Source organism: Robbsia andropogonis, assembly GCF_034047095.1.
Classification (GTDB): Bacteria; Pseudomonadota; Gammaproteobacteria; order Burkholderiales; family Burkholderiaceae; genus Robbsia; species Robbsia andropogonis.
Map to the genome: position 1 here is coordinate 3,246,509 of NZ_CP139170.1, position 18,857 is coordinate 3,265,365.

Sequence of the window (18,857 nt, forward strand, 5' to 3'; positions counted from 1 at the left end):
TCAGCGCAATTTCAACGTGGACAAGCCCACCAGCACCAGCATCAAGGTGATGACCCAGAAGCGGACCACCACCTGCGTTTCCTTCCAGCCACTCAATTCGAAGTGATGGTGCAACGGCGCCATCTTGAACAGCCGTCGCCCTTCACCGCGAAAGCGTTTCGTGTACTTGAACCAGCCCACCTGCAAAATCACGGACACGGTCTCGGCCACGAACACGCCCCCCATAATGAACAGCACGATTTCCTGCCGCACGATCACGGCAACGGTACCCAGCGCGCCACCCAGCGCCAAGGCACCGACATCGCCCATGAATACCTGGGCGGGGTGCGTGTTGTACCAGAGAAAAGCGAGCCCCGCACCCGACATCGCCGAGCAGAAAATCAACAATTCCCCCGCCCCAGGAATATGTGGAAACAGCAGATAACGCGAATACACGGCACTACCCATCACATAGGCGAAGACACCAAGCGCGCTACCCACCAACACGACAGGCATGATCACGAGGCCATCGAGGCCATCGGTCAGGTTCACTGCATTGCTCGACCCGACGATCACCAGGTACGTCAGCGTCATGAACCCCGCCAGCCCCAACGGATAGCTCATCGATTTCAGAAACGGCAAAATCAGATTCGCGCGATCCGGCAGGTCCGTTGGCAAGCCATTACGAAACCAATTGATCAGCACTTGAAACACATGCGCATTGCTGGACTGCGACACGCTGACAGCAAGATAGACCGCGGCGATCAGGCCGATCAGCGATTGCCAGAAATACTTTTCGCGGGAGGACATCCCGCGCGGATCTTTGTGCACGACCTTTCGATAATCATCGACCCAGCCGATCAGGCCGAAACCAAACGTCACCAACATGACGATCCAGACAAACCGATTCGTCAGATCAGCCCACAACAACGTGGACACGGCGATGCCGATCAAGATCAGCACGCCGCCCATCGTCGGCGTACCGCTTTTGACCAGATGGGTCTGCGGGCCGTCGTTGCGCACTGCCTGCCCCATCTTCAGGGCGGTCAGCTTGCGAATGACAGCCGGCCCGCAGACCAGGCCGATGACGAGCGCGGTGATGGTGGCCATCACCGCACGAAACGTCAGGTAATTGATGACACGCAAATAGCTTGCATCACTTTGCAGCCATTGCGCCAACAGCAGCAACATTGACAATCCTTCCCTTAAATCCGGTCCGCAGCGGTGTTCCTCACCGCGCGTTCCAGGTTACCCCTGCACTTACGCGCCCGTTCCGCCTTACTGCCCCTGTCGCGCGTCCGTCACGTCGTTACCGCACCGCGAGGCACCTCCCGCTACGGCACCGCCCTCAATGTGGCGCGGTCGACGTCTCGCCGACCAGCGCCGCCACCACCTTCTCCATCGCCATGAAACGAGACCCCTTCACCAATACCGTCACACCGGAAGCAGACTGCGCGGACGACAACGACGATCCGCCCTGCAGCGCGGCGATCAGCGCATCGGCGTTATCGAAATGCCAAGCACTGCGTCCACCGACACGATCGTGGTTCGACGCATCGTCCTGCGCCCGCGCGGCATTGAACGCATCGCAGACACCGCGCGATGCCCGGCCCAGCGCATAAAGCGCATCCACGCCTTGCGCATAGGCATACAGACCCACTTCACGATGCGCGACGGCTTCCTGATCTCCCACCTCGCCCATGTCACCCACCACCAGCACGCGCGGCGAAGCGGCCTGCGCCAGCACATCGATCGCGGCGCGCATCGAATCCGGATTAGCGTTGTAGGTATCGTCGATCACGCTCGCACCGGCCAACGCTCCCACTGTTGCCCGTTTCTGCTGCAAACGCCCGTTGACCGGCGCAAACGCCTGCAAGCCGGAGCGGATCGCATCGACGCCGACACCCGTGGCTACGGCCGCGGCGGTGGCCGCCAACGCATTACGCAGGTTATGACGACCTTGCGTACGCAGCGCCACCGAGAATGTACCAATGGGCGTTTCAACCTCAAGCTGGCCATTCGATTGCCCATCGGCGCTCGCCCCCGCCGCACGCCACCGGCCCGTCACCGCGGCACGGATCACGCCACGGCCGGCCTGACCATCGCTCCCGTCGTCGAGCAGTGCGAAATCGATGATGCGTCGTGTATGCGCGGCCACTCGCCAGATCGCGGCGTACGCGTCGTCCGCCGGGTAGACCGCCGTGCCATCAACCGGTAATGCGTGAATCACGCTCGCATGTTCCAATGCCACCGCTTCCACGGTGTGCATGAATTCCTGATGCTCACGCTGCGCGTTGTTCACCAGTCCGACCGTCGGCTCACAGATACCGGCGAGATAACGCGTCTCGTCAGGATGGTTCATGCCCATTTCGATGACCGCCAGGCGATGCGTTGCACGCAGTCGCAGCAGCGTCAGCGGCAAGCCGATGTCATTATTGAAATTCCCGCGCGTGGCGAGACAATGATCGGCACCCACCGCAGCGGCGAATATCGACGCGATCATCTCCTTAACGGTGGTCTTGCCGTTGCTCCCGGTCACCGCGACTATCGGCATGCCCGAACCGCCCACGGCCGACTCGACTGAGCCCACCGCCGCCACCGATACCGTGCCCCCGACGCGCGCGGCGAAAGTCCGGCGCCAACCGCGTGCGAGTTCACCCAACGCCCGACGGGTATCCGGCACCAACAGATAGGGCCGCGAAAATGACGCTGGCGCCCGCGCGACGATGACTGCCGCGACGCCCTGCGTTGCAACGGCATCGAGAAAATCGTGTGCATCGAAACGATCGCCGCGCAACGCGACAAACAGATCGCCTGCGCCGGCCTGGCGACTATCCGTGACAATGCGGTCGATCACGACCGCCGCGGCGTCGGCCGCGCCGACAACCCGCGCGCCTTCGATCCATTGCGCCGCTTGCGCCAAGGTCATCATCGTCATGACCGCTCTCCCTGTCCGCCGTGCCCGTGGTCGCCACCGTGCTCCCCACCGCGAGACTCGGATCGGGCTTCCGAGCGCATCTGCGTCGCCCGTGTGGCCAAGGCGAGCAGCGCGTGATCCTGATCCTGGAACGGACGTTTCTTGCCCATGACTTCCTGCGTCGCTTCATGCCCTTTGCCGGCCAACAACACCACATCGCGTTGCGCCGCGGCGCGCACCGTCTGCAAGATCGCGCTCGCCCGATCGTCGATGCGACGCACCCGGTGCTGCAACGCGTCCGACGACATGCCGGCGGCGATCTGATCGATGATGGATGCAGGAACTTCGGTACGCGGATTGTCGCTCGTCAACACGACATGATCCGCGAGCCGCTCGGCGATTCCCCCCATGATTGGCCGCTTGGCATTGTCGCGATCGCCACCGCAACCGAACATGACCGTCAGTGCGCCGCCGCGTGCCGCCGCTACTGGCCGTAATGCACGCAACGTCTTGTCCAGCGCATCCGGCGTATGGGCATAGTCGATGACGATCAACGGTTCGTCGCGCTGGGGATTGCCGCCCAGGCGCTGCATCCGCCCCAGCACCGGCTGCAAGGTCACAAGCGATTGCACAGCCGCATCGAACGAAACGGCATCGATACCGGCGGCGACATCACAGGTGGCGAACAACACCGCGCCCAGCACAGCCATCAGGTTCGAGACGTTGAAGGCGCCCATTGTCGCCACTTCGATCACCGCCGTATGCACGAGCGCGGCCCGATCGGCGAGTAGCCCGTGTGCAACCGCGCGGTCATCAGCACGCGCGACATTGGTCGGCATAGAATCGGACGGGGCACCCACGGCGGGGGACGACGGGCGTTGTTCATAGCGGATCGTCAGTGCCGTGCCACCCGATGCGGTGGCGCGCAACGCAGCCGCACTCAGGACACCCACGGCGCCCGCACAAGCGTGTTCGATAGCCGCGCGTGCAGCGCTCGCAGCTTCGTCGTCCTCGATCGCATCGTCGACTAAATACGCGATGACCAATGGTGCATGCACCTGGTGCGCGGCACCGGCAGGTAATGGCCATTGCATCAATAAGCGTCGCCCTGCAGCGTCGTCCGCATTGATTACCGCCGCGCGTAAACCGGGCCAGTTGAAGAGCCTGGCTTTGGCGGCTTCATATCCTTCCAGCGTACCGTGATAGTCGAGATGGTCCTGCGTCAAGTTCGTGAAGACGGCGATATCGAACGCCGTGCCGTTGACACGCCCCTGGTGCAGTGCATGCGAAGATACCTCCACCGCCACGGCCACCGCACGTTCGTCTCGCATCTGCGCCAACTGCTGCTGGAACTGCGCGGCATTCGGCGTTGTAAACCCGGTCCACTGCAATTTGTCGGGCATGCCCGAACCGAGCGTTCCGATAACGGCGGTGCGAATGCTCATATCCGCCAACGCTGCCGCGATCCACTGGGTCGTCGATGTCTTGCCATTCGTGCCAGTGACGCCCATCACGCGCAAGGCGACGCTCGGCGTGCCGTACCAGCCACTCGCGATATATCCAGCAAGTACATCAAGGTCCCGCACGGCCAGCGCCGGCGTTCCGCCGCCCGCGTCTTGCACCGCTCCTACGCCATCCTGGTCCAGCGCGTTTGCCACCACCGCCGCATCGGACACGTCGACGGACGATCGCCCCTCTCCCGCCGGCTGCAGCACGATGGCCTTCGCGCCACGCGCAAGCGCATCAACGATATGCGGCCGGTTGTCCGCCCCCTCCACCGCGTAGGCGAGATAGCCATCGCCCGGCTGGACGGCACGGCTATCGGTGCGCAGGTTCGCGCTTGCCGATAGCACGGAACGCAACCATGCCACTGCGCGCTGTGCCGCGGCCGGCATCGGCAACGCGCCGGCGCGAGGCACATTGGCATTGACGAGGGCGGCGGCGGACATCGCGGCGGAGCGATCGGTGCGGGCGATCATCGCATGACCTTTCGCGCATACGATTCATGCGCGGACGCGGCATAGCCATGGGGCGCATGCACCGTGCCGCCATCGTGCAATGCCGCGCGGACGACATGCGCCCCGCCCGTCGTCGCCTGCGCCACTGCGCGCGGCGCCGGGCCGGACACACCGGGTTGGACGGTAGGCGACACGGCGGCAACCGTCTGCTTGAACGGCGCGTCCGGCGCGACATTCAGCGCACGCAGAATCTCGCCCGCAATCGTCGAGAAGACCGGCGCGGACACCTGTCCACCGAAGTGCTTGCCACCACGCGGGTCATCCACCGAAACGGCGACGATGATCCGCGGATTCGACATCGGCGCGATACCGACGAACGACGCGCGATAGCGCGACTTGTCATAACCATGCGCAAAGTGCTTGTATGCCGTACCGGTCTTGCCACCCACCGTATAGCCTGGAACACGGGCCAACGGTGCCGTACCACCAGGGCCGACAACCGATGCGAGCATGGTGCGCAACTCGGCCATCGTCTTCGGCTCGAATACCTGCGGCCCCGATTGCGGCGCCCCATCCAGCTTATACAGCGACAACGGCAGTTCGCGGCCATTGTTCGTGAACACCGTATACGCATGCGCCAGTTGGAACAGCGACACCGAAAGGCCATAGCCATAAGACATGGTTGCCTGCTCGATCCGGCGCCAGCTCTTCCAGGGACGCAGACGACCGGCCACCGCGCCGGGGAACCCGATATTCGGCGCGACGCCGAATCCCAGGCTCGTGTACATATTCCACTGCTCCTCCGGACGCAACTGCATCGCGATCTTGCTGGTACCCACGTTACTCGACTTCTGCAGCACGCCACCCACCGTAAGGGTGCCAAAATCGGCATCGTCGGTGATCCTTGCGCCATCGAGCGAATACGACCCCGGGGCAGTATTGACGATCGTATTCGGCGTCACCCGATGCAGATCGAGGGCAAGGGATAACGTGAACGGCTTCATGATCGAACCGGGCTCGAACGAATCCGTGAACACGCGATTGCGCAACTGCTCGCCCGTCAGGTGCGAGCGGTCGTTCGGGTTGTATGTCGGATAGTTCGCTAGAGCCAGCACTTCACCTGTGCGTGCGTCGACGACGACCGCGGCGCCGGCCGCGGCCTTATTGTCGACAACGGCATTCTTCAGTTCATTGAAAGTGATGTATTGGATCTTGCTGTCAATCGACAGACGCATGTCCTTGCCGTCGCGCGGCACGGTGAGTTCATCGACGTCTTGAACGATATGACCAAGACGATCCTTGATCACACGACGACTGCCCGGCGCGCCCACCAGTTGATTCTGCATCGCGAGTTCGACACCGTCCTGACCTTCGTCGTTGATGTCGGTGAAGCCAACCAATTGCGCGGTGATCTCGCCTTCCGGGTAATACCGCTTGTATTCCACGTTCTGATGAATACCGGGAATATCGAGTGCCATCACCTTGTCGGCGGTCTCTATCGGCACCTGCCGCTTGATATAAGCGAACATTGAATTGCGCGAGAGTTTCACGCGTAATTCCTTCGAATCGACGTCGAGCAATTTCGCCAAGGCGTCCCGCTTGCTTGCGGGCAAGTCTTCAGGCACGTCATCGGGAACGGCCCAGATCGCCCGCACCGGCAACGTGGTCGCGAGCATCAATCCATTGCGGTCCATGATCTTGCCGCGGCTTGCCGGCAGCTCGATCGTCCGTTCGAACCGGCTCGCACCTTGCCGCTGATAGAACGCATTTCCCGGGCCCTGAATCCAGAACGCCCGACCGGCAAGCGCCACGAACGCGAGGAAAATCAGGAACACGACGAGCTTCGAGCGCCACATTGGCAGACTGACCGACAACATCGGGCTCGATGAAAATTGCACGCCGCGGTCGCTGCGCCGCGCTCGGAGCGGGGTATCCGGCTGCTTCTTCATTGCCGCCCCCCGCCGTTCGCGCCAGCCTTGCCGGACATGATGGCCGCTGCCGCAGCCGCGGCGGCACGATCGTCCCGCGCGGCACGTGCGGCATGCGCCTCCTGGGCGGCGCGCTCATCATGCGTTGCGCGCGCCGGACGCGACGAAGCCGCGGACTTGAGCGCGGCAGTGGGGACTTGCTTTTTGACAGCGGATTGTACCGGTGGTTTCGCTACCGTGGCTTGCTGCACCGGACGACTGGGGGAAGGCGCCGTCGATGAACGGGGCGATGGCGCGACGGCGGACACGGACGCCGGCAACGGCGCGATGCTCACCGCGCTGCCATCCTCATTCAGATATTCGGTACGCCCAGCCGTCACCGCGCTCATGCCCAACTGATTACTGCTGATATCTTCGATGCGCGACGTCTTCGACAAGGCACTTTGCTCGTACTGCAGTCGCGTCCAGTCCTGGCCAAGACTTTGCTGTTGCCCCTGCGCCCGCTCCAACTCGACGAATACGCGTCGCTGCTGGTACGTCGAATTGACGACCGACAGCGCGCACGCGATCAGCGCGAGCAAGAGGAAGGCATCAAGGCGGCTCATCCGCGCGCTCCGCGGGTCGGACGGTGCCCGGCGCGCGTGGGCGCACCCGCATCGTGCGCGTGATACGGCCCGACCTTCTCCGCCACGCGCATCACGGCCGACCGCGCGCGTGGATTCGCCGCCACTTCCGCCGCACCCGGAAGCAGACGCGCCACGCGGCGCAATGGCGGCGTAGGCAGCGCGTCCGCGCGAATGGGCAGACGACGGTCGAGCGCGGGCGTGGTCGAGTGCGTTTGCATGAACTGTTTGACGATGCGGTCTTCAAGCGAATGAAAGCTGATCACCACCAGCCTGCCACCCACCTCCAATGCGGACAAAGCCGCGTCCAACGTTACCTGCAGCTCCGCAAGCTCTTGATTGACGTGAATCCGTAGAGCCTGAAAGGTGCGGGTGGCCGGGTCCTTGCCTTTCTCGCGAGTTTTGACGGCGCCCGCCACGAGTGCGGCAAGCTCACCTGTTCGGGCGAGAGGGCCGAGCGTATCGGACGCTGCCCTGCGAGCAGCAATCGCCTTTGCAATCGAAAAAGCAAACCGTTCTTCCCCATAATCTCGTATCACCCTCGTCATGTCTTCGACCGACGCATGCGTCAGCCATTGCGCGGCGGATTCACCGCGCGTGGTGTCCATCCGCATATCCAATGGACCATCGGCTCGAAAGCTGAAACCCCGCGACGCGTCGTCCAATTGCGGCGACGACACCCCCAGATCCAGCAACACGCCCGATACGGCAGCCATACCACGCATGGCCAGCGTGTCTGCCAACGTGGCAAAACTATGGTGGACGATGTCGAATTCCGCGGCATCGGCCTGTGCTGCCTGCTCCGCCTTGACCACCGCCGCTGCGGCAATGGCCGACGGGTCCTTGTCGAACGCAAGCAATCGCGCACCCGGCGTCAATTTGCGCAACACCGCCCGACTATGACCGCCTCGCCCGAACGTGCCGTCGATGTAGGTGCCATCCCGACGCCACACGAGGGCATCGACCGCATCATCAAGCAGCACCGTTCGGTGCAGGAATTCGTTATTAGCCGCGTCTGGCATCACGTCACGCCTTGCGGCTCAGAAACTGAAATTCTTCAGAGCGTCAGGCATGCCCTGCGACATCGCTGCCTGCTCTTTCGCTGCATACGTCTGCGCGTCCCAGACTTCGAAATGACTGCCCATGCCCAGCAACATCACTTCTTTTTCCAGATTCGCCGCCATCCGCAACTCCGGTGACACGAGCACCCGCCCGGTCCCGTCCATCTCGACATCCGATGCATTTCCGAGGAAAATCCGGCGCCACCAATGCGCATCCATTGGCAACGCGGCAATCTTCGTGCGAAATACTTCCCATTCGGGACGTGGAAACAACAACAGGCAACCGTCGGGATGCTTGGTCATCGTCACGCGGCCTTCAGCCTGCCCAAGCAGCGCGTCACGATGCCGGGTCGGAATCGACATCCGCCCCTTTGCATCGAGAGTCAGCGCTGACGCCCCTTGGAACACGCCCTTGCCTCCTGGACGCGCCGTCTGATCGGTTCGCCCTTCCTAAAAACACCACCTGCGGTCCGTCGCGCTCACTGTCGCTTCCGGGTAAATTTCACACAAAAATGCACTTTCCCACACCTTTTCCCACTTTAGAGTAAGCAACCTGCCCGGTCAAGGTCGCCGCAACGATTTCGAATAATTTTTATCCGCCAGAACAATGACTTACAGGTGATACCAGACAAGACTCACGCAAAATTATCAATAAAATGAAGGTGATAGGAATTCTTCTGAAAGTGATGCGTGAGAACGCTGGGGCATTTCGACGCAACAACCAGCAACAGTGCGTGAAAATTGGCGACAAAAGGCGACACGATGCCGGTGAATTTCACCAAAAAGCTGTAGAAGTTACGAGTATCGCGCAGGATCCGGAAAATTTTTCGCAAACGTGACGGCAAGAAGACGAACGGCGCGGCCGCTGGCTTCTACGCTTGCCTGACTGTTGCAGCGGTTGACGCCGACAAGGCTGCTAAGTCGGTCATGTGAATAAAATTTGATTTAGATACAGAACTGTATCAAACGGATGTATCGCCGCCGCCATTGCCGCGTTAACAGGCGATCTCCTGGTTGCTACCCGCATGCGGCCTGGGGCGAGCAGCGCATGAGCGATGCGAAGTGGGCGAAGGTTTCGGACAACACGCGCCGCATGCGTGACGCAATACGGCGGGATAATCGAAATGGCTAAAGATAGTAGGCGGTCTTGGTCATGACTTTCGCCGCCGCACGCATTGCGGCGGTAATAGGGAATGGCAGATCGATCCCCCCTGCCTCGCTAGCACTGCGCGCATGCGCCATTTCATCGGTACGCATCTGTGCCACCACGGCGCGCGACGCCGCGTCGTTTTCGGGAAGCGTATCGAGATGCCCCTCCAGATGCTTTTCCACCTGGCGCTCGGTCTCGGCCATGAAGCCGAGGCTTACGCGGTCACCAAGCCGCCCCGCGGCGAAACCGATGGCCAACGCGCCGGCATACCACACGGGATTAAGCACACTCGGGCGAGAATTCAGCGCCTTCAGGCGCCCGGATGTCCAGGCGAGATGGTCTTCTTCCTCACGCGCCGCATGGGCGAACGCATTACGCAGCTTCTCAGAGCGTGTTGCGACCTTCTGCGCTTGGTACAACGCCTGGGCGCAGACCTCGCCTACGTGATTGACACGCATCAAACCTGCTGCGTGCTTTTTTTCTTCCGGCGTCAGCGTGGCGTCGCTGTCCACATGTGCGGCGGCGGGGTCCGGACGTGCCGATCGTGTCACACCCGTCAGTGAACGCAGCCCGCGATCAAACTCGACGATCCAGTTGTCGAACATCATGCACCCTGCGAGAAAGACAATAGCGCATGGTAACAAAGGTTCGCCAGGACAGCGTGACACCGAGCGGGTGCGTGTAGCGCCGATGACTAAGGCAGTTCGCGCAATTCGCGCCGCAGAATCTTGCCAACCGGCGTTTTCGGTAACGTCTCCCGGAACACGATCTTTCGCGGCATCTTGTACCCGGTCAGGCGTTCACGGCAATATGCCAGCACAGCAGCCTCATCAAGTCGCGGATCACGACGAACGATGAAAAGCTTGACCGACTCACCGGTACGGGCGTCCGGCACACCGATGGCGGCCACTTCCGCCACGCCGTCAAGCGATGACACGACATCCTCGATCTCATTTGGATACACGTTGAAACCGGAGACCAGGATCATGTCCTTCTTGCGGTCGACTAATTTCAAGTTACCTTCGGCATCGAAGCGCGCGATATCGCCAGTACGGAAATAGCCATCCGACGTCATCGCGGCGCGCGTTTCATCGGGACGTTGCCAATAGCCTGCCATTACCTGCGGCCCCTTGACGCACAGCTCGCCGGATTCGCCGTAGGCCACTTCAGCGTCATCGGCACCCCGAATCGAGACGTCGGTGGAGGGCATCGGCATGCCAATCGACCCGCTGAAGGCAGATGCGATGGTGGACGTGCAACTGACAATCGGCGAGGTTTCCGACAGCCCGTACCCCTCTACCAGCACCCGTCCCGTCAATGCCTCCCATCGCTTGGCAACAGCCTCCTGTACCGCCATTCCCCCACCGATGGCCACGATGAGATTCGAGAAATTCGCCTTACCGATATCGGGATGATTCAGCAGCGCGTTGTATAGCGTGTTGACGGCAGGGAAAATATTGACGGGATGGCGACGCAGGACTTTGATAACCGCAGGCAGGTCGCGCGGATTGGGTATCAGCAGGATCTTGCCGCCAATGCGAAGCGGAAAGATGCCGCACACCGTCAATGCGAAGATGTGATAAAGCGGCAACGCCGCTGCTATCACCATCGGCATAGCCTGTCCCCGATCCGTCAGTTGCGCAACCGCGGGGCCAAACCAGGCCTCGGCCTGCAACACGTTGGCGAGCAGGTTGCGGTGCAACAGCACGGCACCCTTCGCCACGCCGGTGGTACCCCCCGTATATTGAAGGACGGCAATATCGTCCGGTGACAAGGGCACCGCCACCGCACCACGCTGCCGGCCAATCGACAACGCGGCATGCCAGCCATTGTGCTGGGGAAGGTCCCACTCTGGCACGGCCTTCTTGATGTGCCGCAGAACGAAATCGATCACCCTGCCTTTTGGCCCGAGCATCGCACCAACCGACGTCACCAGCACATGGCGAATCACGGTTTCCGAAAGCGCCTTCTGCAACGTGGCGGCGAAGTTCTCGAGGATGACGATCGCCTCGGCCCCACTGTCGCGGAGCTGCTGTGCGAGTTCACGCGGTGTATAGAGCGGATTGACATTGACGATGACGCATCCGGCCCGCATCGCGCCGTACAGCGCCACCGGATACTGCAAAACGTTTGGCAGCATGATCGCCAGTCGCGCCCCTTTTTTCAACCCAAGCGACTGGACCCAGCCTGCAAACGCTTCCGCATCGTCGGCAAGCCGTTGATAGCTGATCGCCTGTCCCAAACAGACGAATGCCTCACGCTGGGCATACTTCCGGCAACTGTCCTCGATCAGGCTGACGAGCGTCTCGCCTGGCGTCAGCGAGATCTCCGCCGGCACCCCCTTTGGATAGCGCGCGACCCACGGCCGCGCTGGTCGCGTCGCGGCACCGGAAGCAGGAGGCGCCCCCTCGACGGACCGCGCCTCACCAGCCACATTTGCGTACTGCGTAGTCTCCATCTCTGTCTCCACCCGACCCATGTCACATTGTTGTCGCGCTGTGGCGGCGTCGACGCATTTTTATCGGTCCCATGTCGCATCAACCACGCGCGGTGCGGCGTTTCGCGTACAACGTCGCGCGCCGGCGTCAAGCCGCGTCCCGGAACAACGATCCTGGAAAGACGGTCTTTTTAGCATGACCGTTCGTTTTCAGCATCGTAACGGGCCGTTCGGCCCAGGGCAAGTGATTAGATCCGGGCCTCGGTCTGGATCTACGCCGCCCCTATCGCACTTGGAGAATTGCGTGGCACGCACAGGCGTTATTCGCGCCACACACTTGCACGCTCCTTATCGCGTTGGTCTTTTAAGGAGCAATGTGAAAGCCCGCGCGCGGAACGTCACATGTGCGCCCGGCACGCACTAGGCACTTACCTCAGCCGATTTGGCCATGGGAGCAACCTCGACAAGACAATCGTAGAAGGATGCCGAATTGCCCAAGTCAGTAAGCGCCTGACTGGTTAATTCATTGACATTACGTCCATCCGAGGCCAGCTTGCGCCACCAGATGCCCATGCCGACAACCACCCCGTTCCGGGCACGGTCGCTGACATCCGCGCGCGCGGTCAATGCGCCACGATCGTTGAAAATTCGCACCTGCTCCCCGTCGACGATGCCTCGCACGGCCGCATCGTCAGGATGAATCTCGATACGCGGGACTTTTTCCGTCTTGCGCAGACTTTCGATATTGACGAAGGTCGAGTTCAGGAAATGACGTGCAGGCGGCGAAATCATCGCCAATGGAAACCGCCGGGCGAGTGCCGGATCTCGCTCTCGGGACTCCCGCGGAGGCAGGTAATCAGGAAGGGGGTCCTGTCCGAGTGCGGCCAGGGTTGATGAGACGAACTCGCACTTACCGGACGGCGTACGGAAGCCGCCTTGGGCGAATGGCGCATCGGGCAGCGTCAGCCGCGCCCAACCGTCACGCTGCAATTGGGCCGCGTCAACACCGCCCATTAACGGATCGTCCCAGCGAAACGCCTGTTCGAGCAATGCTTGGTCGCTGTCAAACAATGCCGGCTCCGTCAACCCCATTGCGCCGGCAATACCCCGAAAGATCTCCGTATTCGGCTTCGCGTCGGCCAGCGGCGCGATGGATGGTTGGTTCACCATGACATAGGTGTGCCCATAGGATTTATGGACATCCAGATGTTCGAGCTGGGTAGTTGCCGGTAACAGCAGATCCGCGTAGTCGGCGGTATCCGTCTGAAAATGTTCGAGAACGATGGTGAAGAGATCCTCACGCGCAAAACCCGCGACGACCTTGCGCGAATCCGGCGCAACTGCCACGGGGTTCGAATTGTAGACGATGATCGCCTCCACCTTGGCGCCAAAGTCCCGCCCATCGTTCATGCCTGCGACAATGCCACCTGGATGGGTCAACGCGTCGCCGATGGCGCTCATATTGATGCTGCGCGGAATCTTGCCGACAGGCAGCAGGTCCGGACGTTGGAGACGCACGTCATCCACCGGTGCATAGCCCGATGTAGACAGCAGCAGGCCACCCGCACGGTGCCGCCAGGCACCCGTCAGCGACGGCAGGCAGGCAATCGCGCGGACGGCGTTTCCACCACCGTAGACACGTTGCATCCCGTAATTCAGTCGGATCATGGACCGTTTTGACGCACCATACGCGTTGGCAAGCCCCAGCAATTGGGAAACAGGGATGTCACACGTTTCCGCGACCCGCGCGGGTGGCCAGGCTGCGGCACGCTCCCGCAGCGCGTCGAATCCGATGGTGTAACGTGCGACGTAGTCCTCGTCCACGGCACCATTCTCGATCAAGAGATGGATCACACCGAGTGCCAGCGCGCCATCCGTACCCGGGCGCAACGCGATGTGCTCATGACATTTCTCCGCGCTCAGCGAGCGATAGGGGTCGATCGCGATAAGCGTAGCACCACGTCGCTTCGCTTCCTGCGCACGTGTCCAGAAATGCAGACTCGACGTAACGGGGTTGCTCCCCCAGATTACGATCAGATCGCTTTCCTCGGTGAACTCGACCCGTGCACCGATGCTACCGCCATAGGTATGTTTCAGTCCCGCCGCACCTGCCGACGCGCAAATCGTCCGTTCGAGCCGGGATGCACCGAGCACATTCCACAGTCGCGCCGCGATGGACTCTCCTTGGAGCAACCCCATCGTCCCGGCATAGCTGTAGGGCAAAATCCCCTCTGGGTCACGCGCGGCGATTTCACGGAGCTTATCGGCCGCGAGTTGGTAGGCGACATCCCAACTGATCGGCTCGAATTGGCCACTGCCCTTGGGCCCGACCCGGCGCATCGGCTGCGTCAGGCGGTCACGGTGGTAGGTCCGCTCCGTGTAGCGTGACACCTTCGTGCACAACACCCCTTGTGTTGGTGGATGATCTGGGTCGCCCTTCACCGCGATCGCCTTTCCATCCTGTACCGTGATGCGCATGGCACACGTATCCGGGCAATCGTGCGGGCAGACGCCGCGCACCGAGTGTGCTGTCGATTCCACGACCGGGTGTGCGATCCCTGAGGAACTGTCGATGCGTTCGGATGAGGACATAGATCAGACTCTCACTAACCTCAAAGGCGGATGTAATAAACGACACGGCGATTTTCCCGCGCCATCGTGACCTATTTCGCGCCATGGGGAAGCTGACCGATTGGCCTTGATGAATAGGCCAAACGCTCGCACGCTTTCGCATGCCTTGGCCACGCGTGTATTGTAGTATCTTTTCAGATTTACCCTGCTCCACGCGTGCCCTGCCGCATCAATAAGCTCGGAAAGCAACAGGCCGAACGCCGGACTTCGTCGCGAGGAGATGGGCGTAGCATGCCCATACCTTATCGATATAACGACGACGAGCGGAGGCCCTCGCAGTTGCGCTGCCAGCGTTATAGGCACCTACGGCGTACCAACCGTAACCGTGTCGCGCAATCAGCGCTGCGAGGATCTCGGCGGCCACCATCACGGAAAGGCAGGGCTGGGCCATGAGCCGCCGCTCATCGATTCCGCGTGCCTTTAAATGAGGAAGATGCATGCTATTTATCTGCATCAATCCGATGTCGCGCGTGCCATTGGCATTGTGATGCATCGCATTGGGTTGGAGATTCGACTCCACCGTCGCAATGGCTTCCAGCAAAAGCGGATCGATACGATGCACCTGCCCCGCGGTTTCAAAGCAGAACGCTGCGGCGAGGCGAAAAATGGACAATGGCAACGCGACGATCAATTGCCGAACCAACCTGACCTTGAAGGGAATTTGACGCCTGCAGCCGATTCCGATCCGGTTGGTGCAAGGGTGCATGACACATATCGACATCGTTCAATCTCTCGAAGCCCAGTTACCTCGATGATCGACAAAAGAAGCGAGGTCGACTATGGGAGATCGCCTAGAGAACGGATTTTTGACTGAAGGGCCGAAGGAATATTGCCGAAGCGCGCTGGGGCGATGGGTAAGTTGATAGATTGGGGGAGAGTGGTAGCGATGCAAGGCGGGTTTTGCTGCGAACCTTGATCTAAAAAGCCAAACGCCCCGATCACGATAAGGTGAGTCGGGGCGTATGGATTTCAGCATTGGGAGCCTGACGATTACCTACTTTCACACGGGCAATCCGCACTATCATTGGCGTGGAGTCGTTTCACGGTCCTGTTCGGGATGGGAAGGGGTGGGACCGACTCGCTATGGTCATCAGGCAAAGAGGGTTGTGCCGTTGGCAGTGCCACGGCACCAATCTGGAAGAAGTTCGCTTCTGTGTTCTTACCGCTTTGGGTTGAGCTGTATCGGGCACATGTCCACCGATTGTTTCACTCACCTCGCGCGCCTGGGTGGCGGCCTGTTTCTCTGGCCGTCTTACACACAAACGCACTGGTTATAGGATCAAGCCTCACGGGCAATTAGTACTGGTTAGCTAAGGACATTACTGTCCGTACACACCCAGCCTATCAACGTCCTGGTCTCGAACGACCCTTTAGGGGAATCAAGTTCCCAGGGATATCTCATCTTAAGGCAAGTTTCCCGCTTAGATGCTTTCAGCGGTTATCTCTTCCGAACATAGCTACCCGGCGATGCCACTGGCGTGACAACCGGTACACCAGAGGTTCGTCCACTCCGGTCCTCTCGTACTAGGAGCAGCCCCCTTCAAATATCCAACGCCCACGGCAGATAGGGACCAAACTGTCTCACGACGTTTTAAACCCAGCTCACGTACCTCTTTAAATGGCGAACAGCCATACCCTTGGGACCGGCTACAGCCCCAGGATGAGATGAGCCGACATCGAGGTGCCAAACACCGCCGTCGATATGAACTCTTGGGCGGTATCAGCCTGTTATCCCCAGAGTACCTTTTATCCGTTGAGCGATGGCCCTTCCATACAGAACCACCGGATCACTATGACCTGCTTTCGCACCTGCTCGACTTGTGGGTCTCGCAGTTAAGCACGCTTATGCCATTGCACTATGAGCACGATTTCCGACCGTACTTAGCGTACCTTCGTACTCCTCCGTTACACTTTGGGAGGAGACCGCCCCAGTCAAACTGCCTACCATGCACTGTTCCCAATCCCGATTCAGGGACCAAGGTTAGAACCGCAAACAAACCAGGGTGGTATTTCAAGGGTGGCTCCACAAGAACTGGCGTCCCTGCTTCATAGCCTCCCACCTATCCTACACAGATTTGTTCACAATCCAATGCAAAGCTACAGTAAAGGTTCATGGGGTCTTTCCGTCTAGCCGCGGGGAGATTGCATCATCACAAACACTTCAACTTCGCTGAGTCTCGGGAGGAGACAGTGTGGCCATCGTTACGCCATTCGTGCAGGTCGGAACTTACCCGACAAGGAATTTCGCTACCTTAGGACCGTTATAGTTACGGCCGCCGTTTACCGGGACTTCAATCAAGAGCTTGCACCCCATCATTTAATCTTCCGGCACCGGGCAGGCGTCACACCCTATACGTCCACTTTCGTGTTTGCAGAGTGCTGTGTTTTTATTAAACAGTCGCAGCCACCAGTTTATTGCAACCCCTTCACCCTCCAGGCGCAGGCCTGTCAAGCTACAAGGGCGTACCTTATCCCGAAGTTACGGTACCAATTTGCCGAGTTCCTTCTCCCGAGTTCTCTCAAGCGCCTTAGAATACTCATCTCGCCCACCTGTGTCGGTTTGCGGTACGGTCTTGTTAGACTGAAGCTTAGAGGCTTTTCTTGGAACCACTTCCAATTGCTTCGCCGCTTTAAGCAGCTCGCCTCGTACCCTTGAATTCCGCGCCCGGATTTGCCTAAGCGCCTTCTCCAATACAAGGACCGGGACTTCCAACACCCGGACAACCTTCCGCGATCCGTCCCCCCATCGCATCTAACAATGGTGCAGGAATATTAACCTGCTTCCCATCAGCTACGCATTTCTGCCTCGCCTTAGGGGCCGACTCACCCTACGCCGATGAACGTTGCGTAGGAAACCTTGGGCTTACGGCGAGGGGGCTTTTCACCCCCTTTATCGCTACTCATGTCAGCATTCGCACTTCTGATACCTCCAGCATCCTTCTCAAGACACCTTCACAGGCTTACAGAACGCTCTCCTACCATGCAGATAAATCTGCATCCGCAGCTTCGGTGACTGGCTTAGCCCCGTTACATCTTCCGCGCAGGACGACTCGATCAGTGAGCTATTACGCTTTCTTTAAAGGATGGCTGCTTCTAAGCCAACCTCCTGACTGTTTTAGCCTTCCCACTTCGTTTCCCACTTAGCCAATCTTGGGGACCTTAGCTGGCGGTCTGGGTTGTTTCCCTCTTGACACCGGACGTTAGCACCCGATGTCTGTCTCCCGTGATTGCACTCTTCGGTATTCGGAGTTTGCTATGACGAAGTAATCCGCAATGGACCCAACAATCATTACAGTGCTCTACCCCCGAAGGTGATACACGAGGCACTACCTAAATAGTTTTCGGAGAGAACCAGCTATTTCCAGACTTGTTTAGCCTTTCACCCCTATCCACAGCTCATCCCCTAATTTTTCAACATTAGTGGGTTCGGACCTCCAGTACGTGTTACCGCACCTTCATCCTGGCCATGGATAGATCGTCTGGTTTCGGGTCTACGCCCAGCAACTAAAGCGCCCTATTCGGACTCGCTTTCGCTACGCCTTCCCTAGTCGGTTAAGCTTGCTACTGAACGTAAGTCGCTGACCCATTATACAAAAGGTACGCCGTCACCCCATTAAGAGGCTCCGACTGTTTGTATGCATGCGGTTTCAGGATCTATTTCACTCCCCTCCCGGGGTTCTTTTCGCCTTTCCCTCACGGTACTGGTTCACTATCGGTCGATTACGAGTATTTAGCCTTGGAGGATGGCCCCCCATCTTCAGACAGGATTTCACGTGTCCCGCCCTACTTGTCGTACCCCTAGTTCCACACATAAGCTTTCGCATACAGGGCTATCACCTGCTATGGCCGCACTTTCCAGAGCGTTCTGCTAACTCACATGCTAAAAGGTACAAGGCTCTTCCCATTTCGCTCGCCACTACTTTGGGAATCTCGGTTGATTTCTTTTCCTGCGGCTACTTAGATGTTTCAGTTCACCGCGTTCGCTTCTCTTGACCTATGGATTCAGTCAAGGATGACCCATTCGGGCCGGGTTTCCCCATTCGGACATCTCCGGATCAAAGCTCGTTTGCCAGCTCCCCGAAGCTTTTCGCAGGCTACCGCGTCCTTCATCGCCTGTAATCGCCAAGGCATCCACCACATGCACTTATTCGCTTGACCCTATAACGAGTACGT

Annotated in this window: 9 protein-coding genes, 2 rRNA genes and 2 pseudogenes; all 13 read right to left on the reverse strand. The window is 59.8% G+C overall.

What is annotated here, in order from left to right; all coding sequences use genetic code 11:
- The 13 genes and pseudogenes from mraY to SJQ66_RS27645 all read right to left on the reverse strand — a co-directional run bounded on the left by mraY (window position 1) and on the right by SJQ66_RS27645 (window position 18,842).
- Window positions 1-1,170, reverse strand: coding sequence for a phospho-N-acetylmuramoyl-pentapeptide-transferase (mraY, locus tag SJQ66_RS27585; protein WP_024901883.1), 1,170 nt, complete (start codon window positions 1,168-1,170; stop codon window positions 1-3).
- A gap of 157 nt (window positions 1,171-1,327) precedes the next feature.
- On the reverse strand, window positions 1,328-2,917 hold the full coding sequence (locus SJQ66_RS27590) for a UDP-N-acetylmuramoyl-tripeptide--D-alanyl-D-alanine ligase (RefSeq protein ID WP_046153830.1): 1,590 nt from the start codon (window positions 2,915-2,917) through the stop codon (window positions 1,328-1,330).
- Complete coding sequence (locus SJQ66_RS27595) at window positions 2,914-4,791, reverse strand: UDP-N-acetylmuramoyl-L-alanyl-D-glutamate--2,6-diaminopimelate ligase (RefSeq protein WP_082103058.1); 1,878 nt, start codon at window positions 4,789-4,791, stop codon at window positions 2,914-2,916. The genes SJQ66_RS27590 and SJQ66_RS27595 overlap by 4 nt, the downstream gene beginning before the upstream one ends.
- Before the next feature lie 80 nt (window positions 4,792-4,871).
- On the reverse strand, window positions 4,872-6,803 hold the full coding sequence (locus SJQ66_RS27600) for a peptidoglycan D,D-transpeptidase FtsI family protein (protein WP_082103037.1): 1,932 nt from the start codon (window positions 6,801-6,803) through the stop codon (window positions 4,872-4,874).
- A 272-nt stretch (window positions 6,804-7,075) separates the two neighbouring features.
- Window positions 7,076-7,387: pseudogene (ftsL, locus tag SJQ66_RS27605) on the reverse strand (cell division protein FtsL); the annotation flags it as partial.
- Window positions 7,388-7,452: 65 nt separating this feature from the next.
- Window positions 7,453-8,427 (reverse strand): annotated as a pseudogene (gene rsmH, locus SJQ66_RS27610) (16S rRNA (cytosine(1402)-N(4))-methyltransferase RsmH); the annotation flags it as partial.
- Window positions 8,428-8,445: 18 nt separating this feature from the next.
- The gene (gene mraZ, locus SJQ66_RS27615) at window positions 8,446-8,874 is read right to left on the reverse strand and encodes a division/cell wall cluster transcriptional repressor MraZ (protein WP_024901889.1); all 429 of its coding nucleotides are present in this window, start codon (window positions 8,872-8,874) and stop codon (window positions 8,446-8,448) included.
- A gap of 720 nt (window positions 8,875-9,594) precedes the next feature.
- Window positions 9,595-10,224: a 2-polyprenyl-3-methyl-6-methoxy-1,4-benzoquinone monooxygenase gene (gene coq7, locus SJQ66_RS27620; RefSeq protein WP_024901891.1), complete on the reverse strand. Its 630-nt coding sequence runs from the start codon at window positions 10,222-10,224 to the stop codon at window positions 9,595-9,597.
- 86 nt (window positions 10,225-10,310) lie between these two features.
- Window positions 10,311-12,074 (reverse strand): AMP-binding protein, encoded by a 1,764-nt coding sequence (locus SJQ66_RS27625; RefSeq protein ID WP_024901892.1) that lies wholly within the window; start codon window positions 12,072-12,074, stop codon window positions 10,311-10,313.
- Window positions 12,075-12,473: 399 nt separating this feature from the next.
- Window positions 12,474-14,594 carry a molybdopterin-containing oxidoreductase family protein gene (locus SJQ66_RS27630; protein WP_407691580.1) on the reverse strand — a complete coding sequence of 707 codons (2,121 nt, stop codon included), beginning with the start codon at window positions 14,592-14,594 and terminating at the stop codon, window positions 12,474-12,476.
- 259 nt (window positions 14,595-14,853) lie between these two features.
- Window positions 14,854-15,390, reverse strand: coding sequence for a transglycosylase SLT domain-containing protein (locus SJQ66_RS27635; RefSeq protein ID WP_024901894.1), 537 nt, complete (start codon window positions 15,388-15,390; stop codon window positions 14,854-14,856).
- Window positions 15,391-15,665: 275 nt separating this feature from the next.
- Window positions 15,666-15,779 (reverse strand): 5S ribosomal RNA (rrf, locus tag SJQ66_RS27640).
- A gap of 180 nt (window positions 15,780-15,959) precedes the next feature.
- Window positions 15,960-18,842: ribosomal RNA gene (locus tag SJQ66_RS27645) — 23S ribosomal RNA — on the reverse strand.
- Window positions 18,843-18,857: the final 15 nt, after the last annotated feature.

Coding starts and splice junctions, on each gene's coding strand:
- mraY (WP_024901883.1), bottom strand. CDS start 1,170: ATGTTGCTGCTGTTGGCGCAATGGCTGCAAAGTGATGCAAGCTATTTG.
- SJQ66_RS27590 (WP_046153830.1), bottom strand. CDS start 2,917: ATGACGATGATGACCTTGGCGCAAGCGGCGCAATGGATCGAAGGCGCG.
- SJQ66_RS27595 (WP_082103058.1), bottom strand. CDS start 4,791: ATGCCGGCCGCGGCACAGCGCGCAGTGGCATGGTTGCGTTCCGTGCTA.
- SJQ66_RS27600 (WP_082103037.1), bottom strand. CDS start 6,803: ATGAAGAAGCAGCCGGATACCCCGCTCCGAGCGCGGCGCAGCGACCGC.
- coq7 (WP_024901891.1), bottom strand. CDS start 10,224: ATGATGTTCGACAACTGGATCGTCGAGTTTGATCGCGGGCTGCGTTCA.
- SJQ66_RS27625 (WP_024901892.1), bottom strand. CDS start 12,074: ATGGAGACTACGCAGTACGCAAATGTGGCTGGTGAGGCGCGGTCCGTC.
- SJQ66_RS27635 (WP_024901894.1), bottom strand. CDS start 15,390: ATGCACCCTTGCACCAACCGGATCGGAATCGGCTGCAGGCGTCAAATT.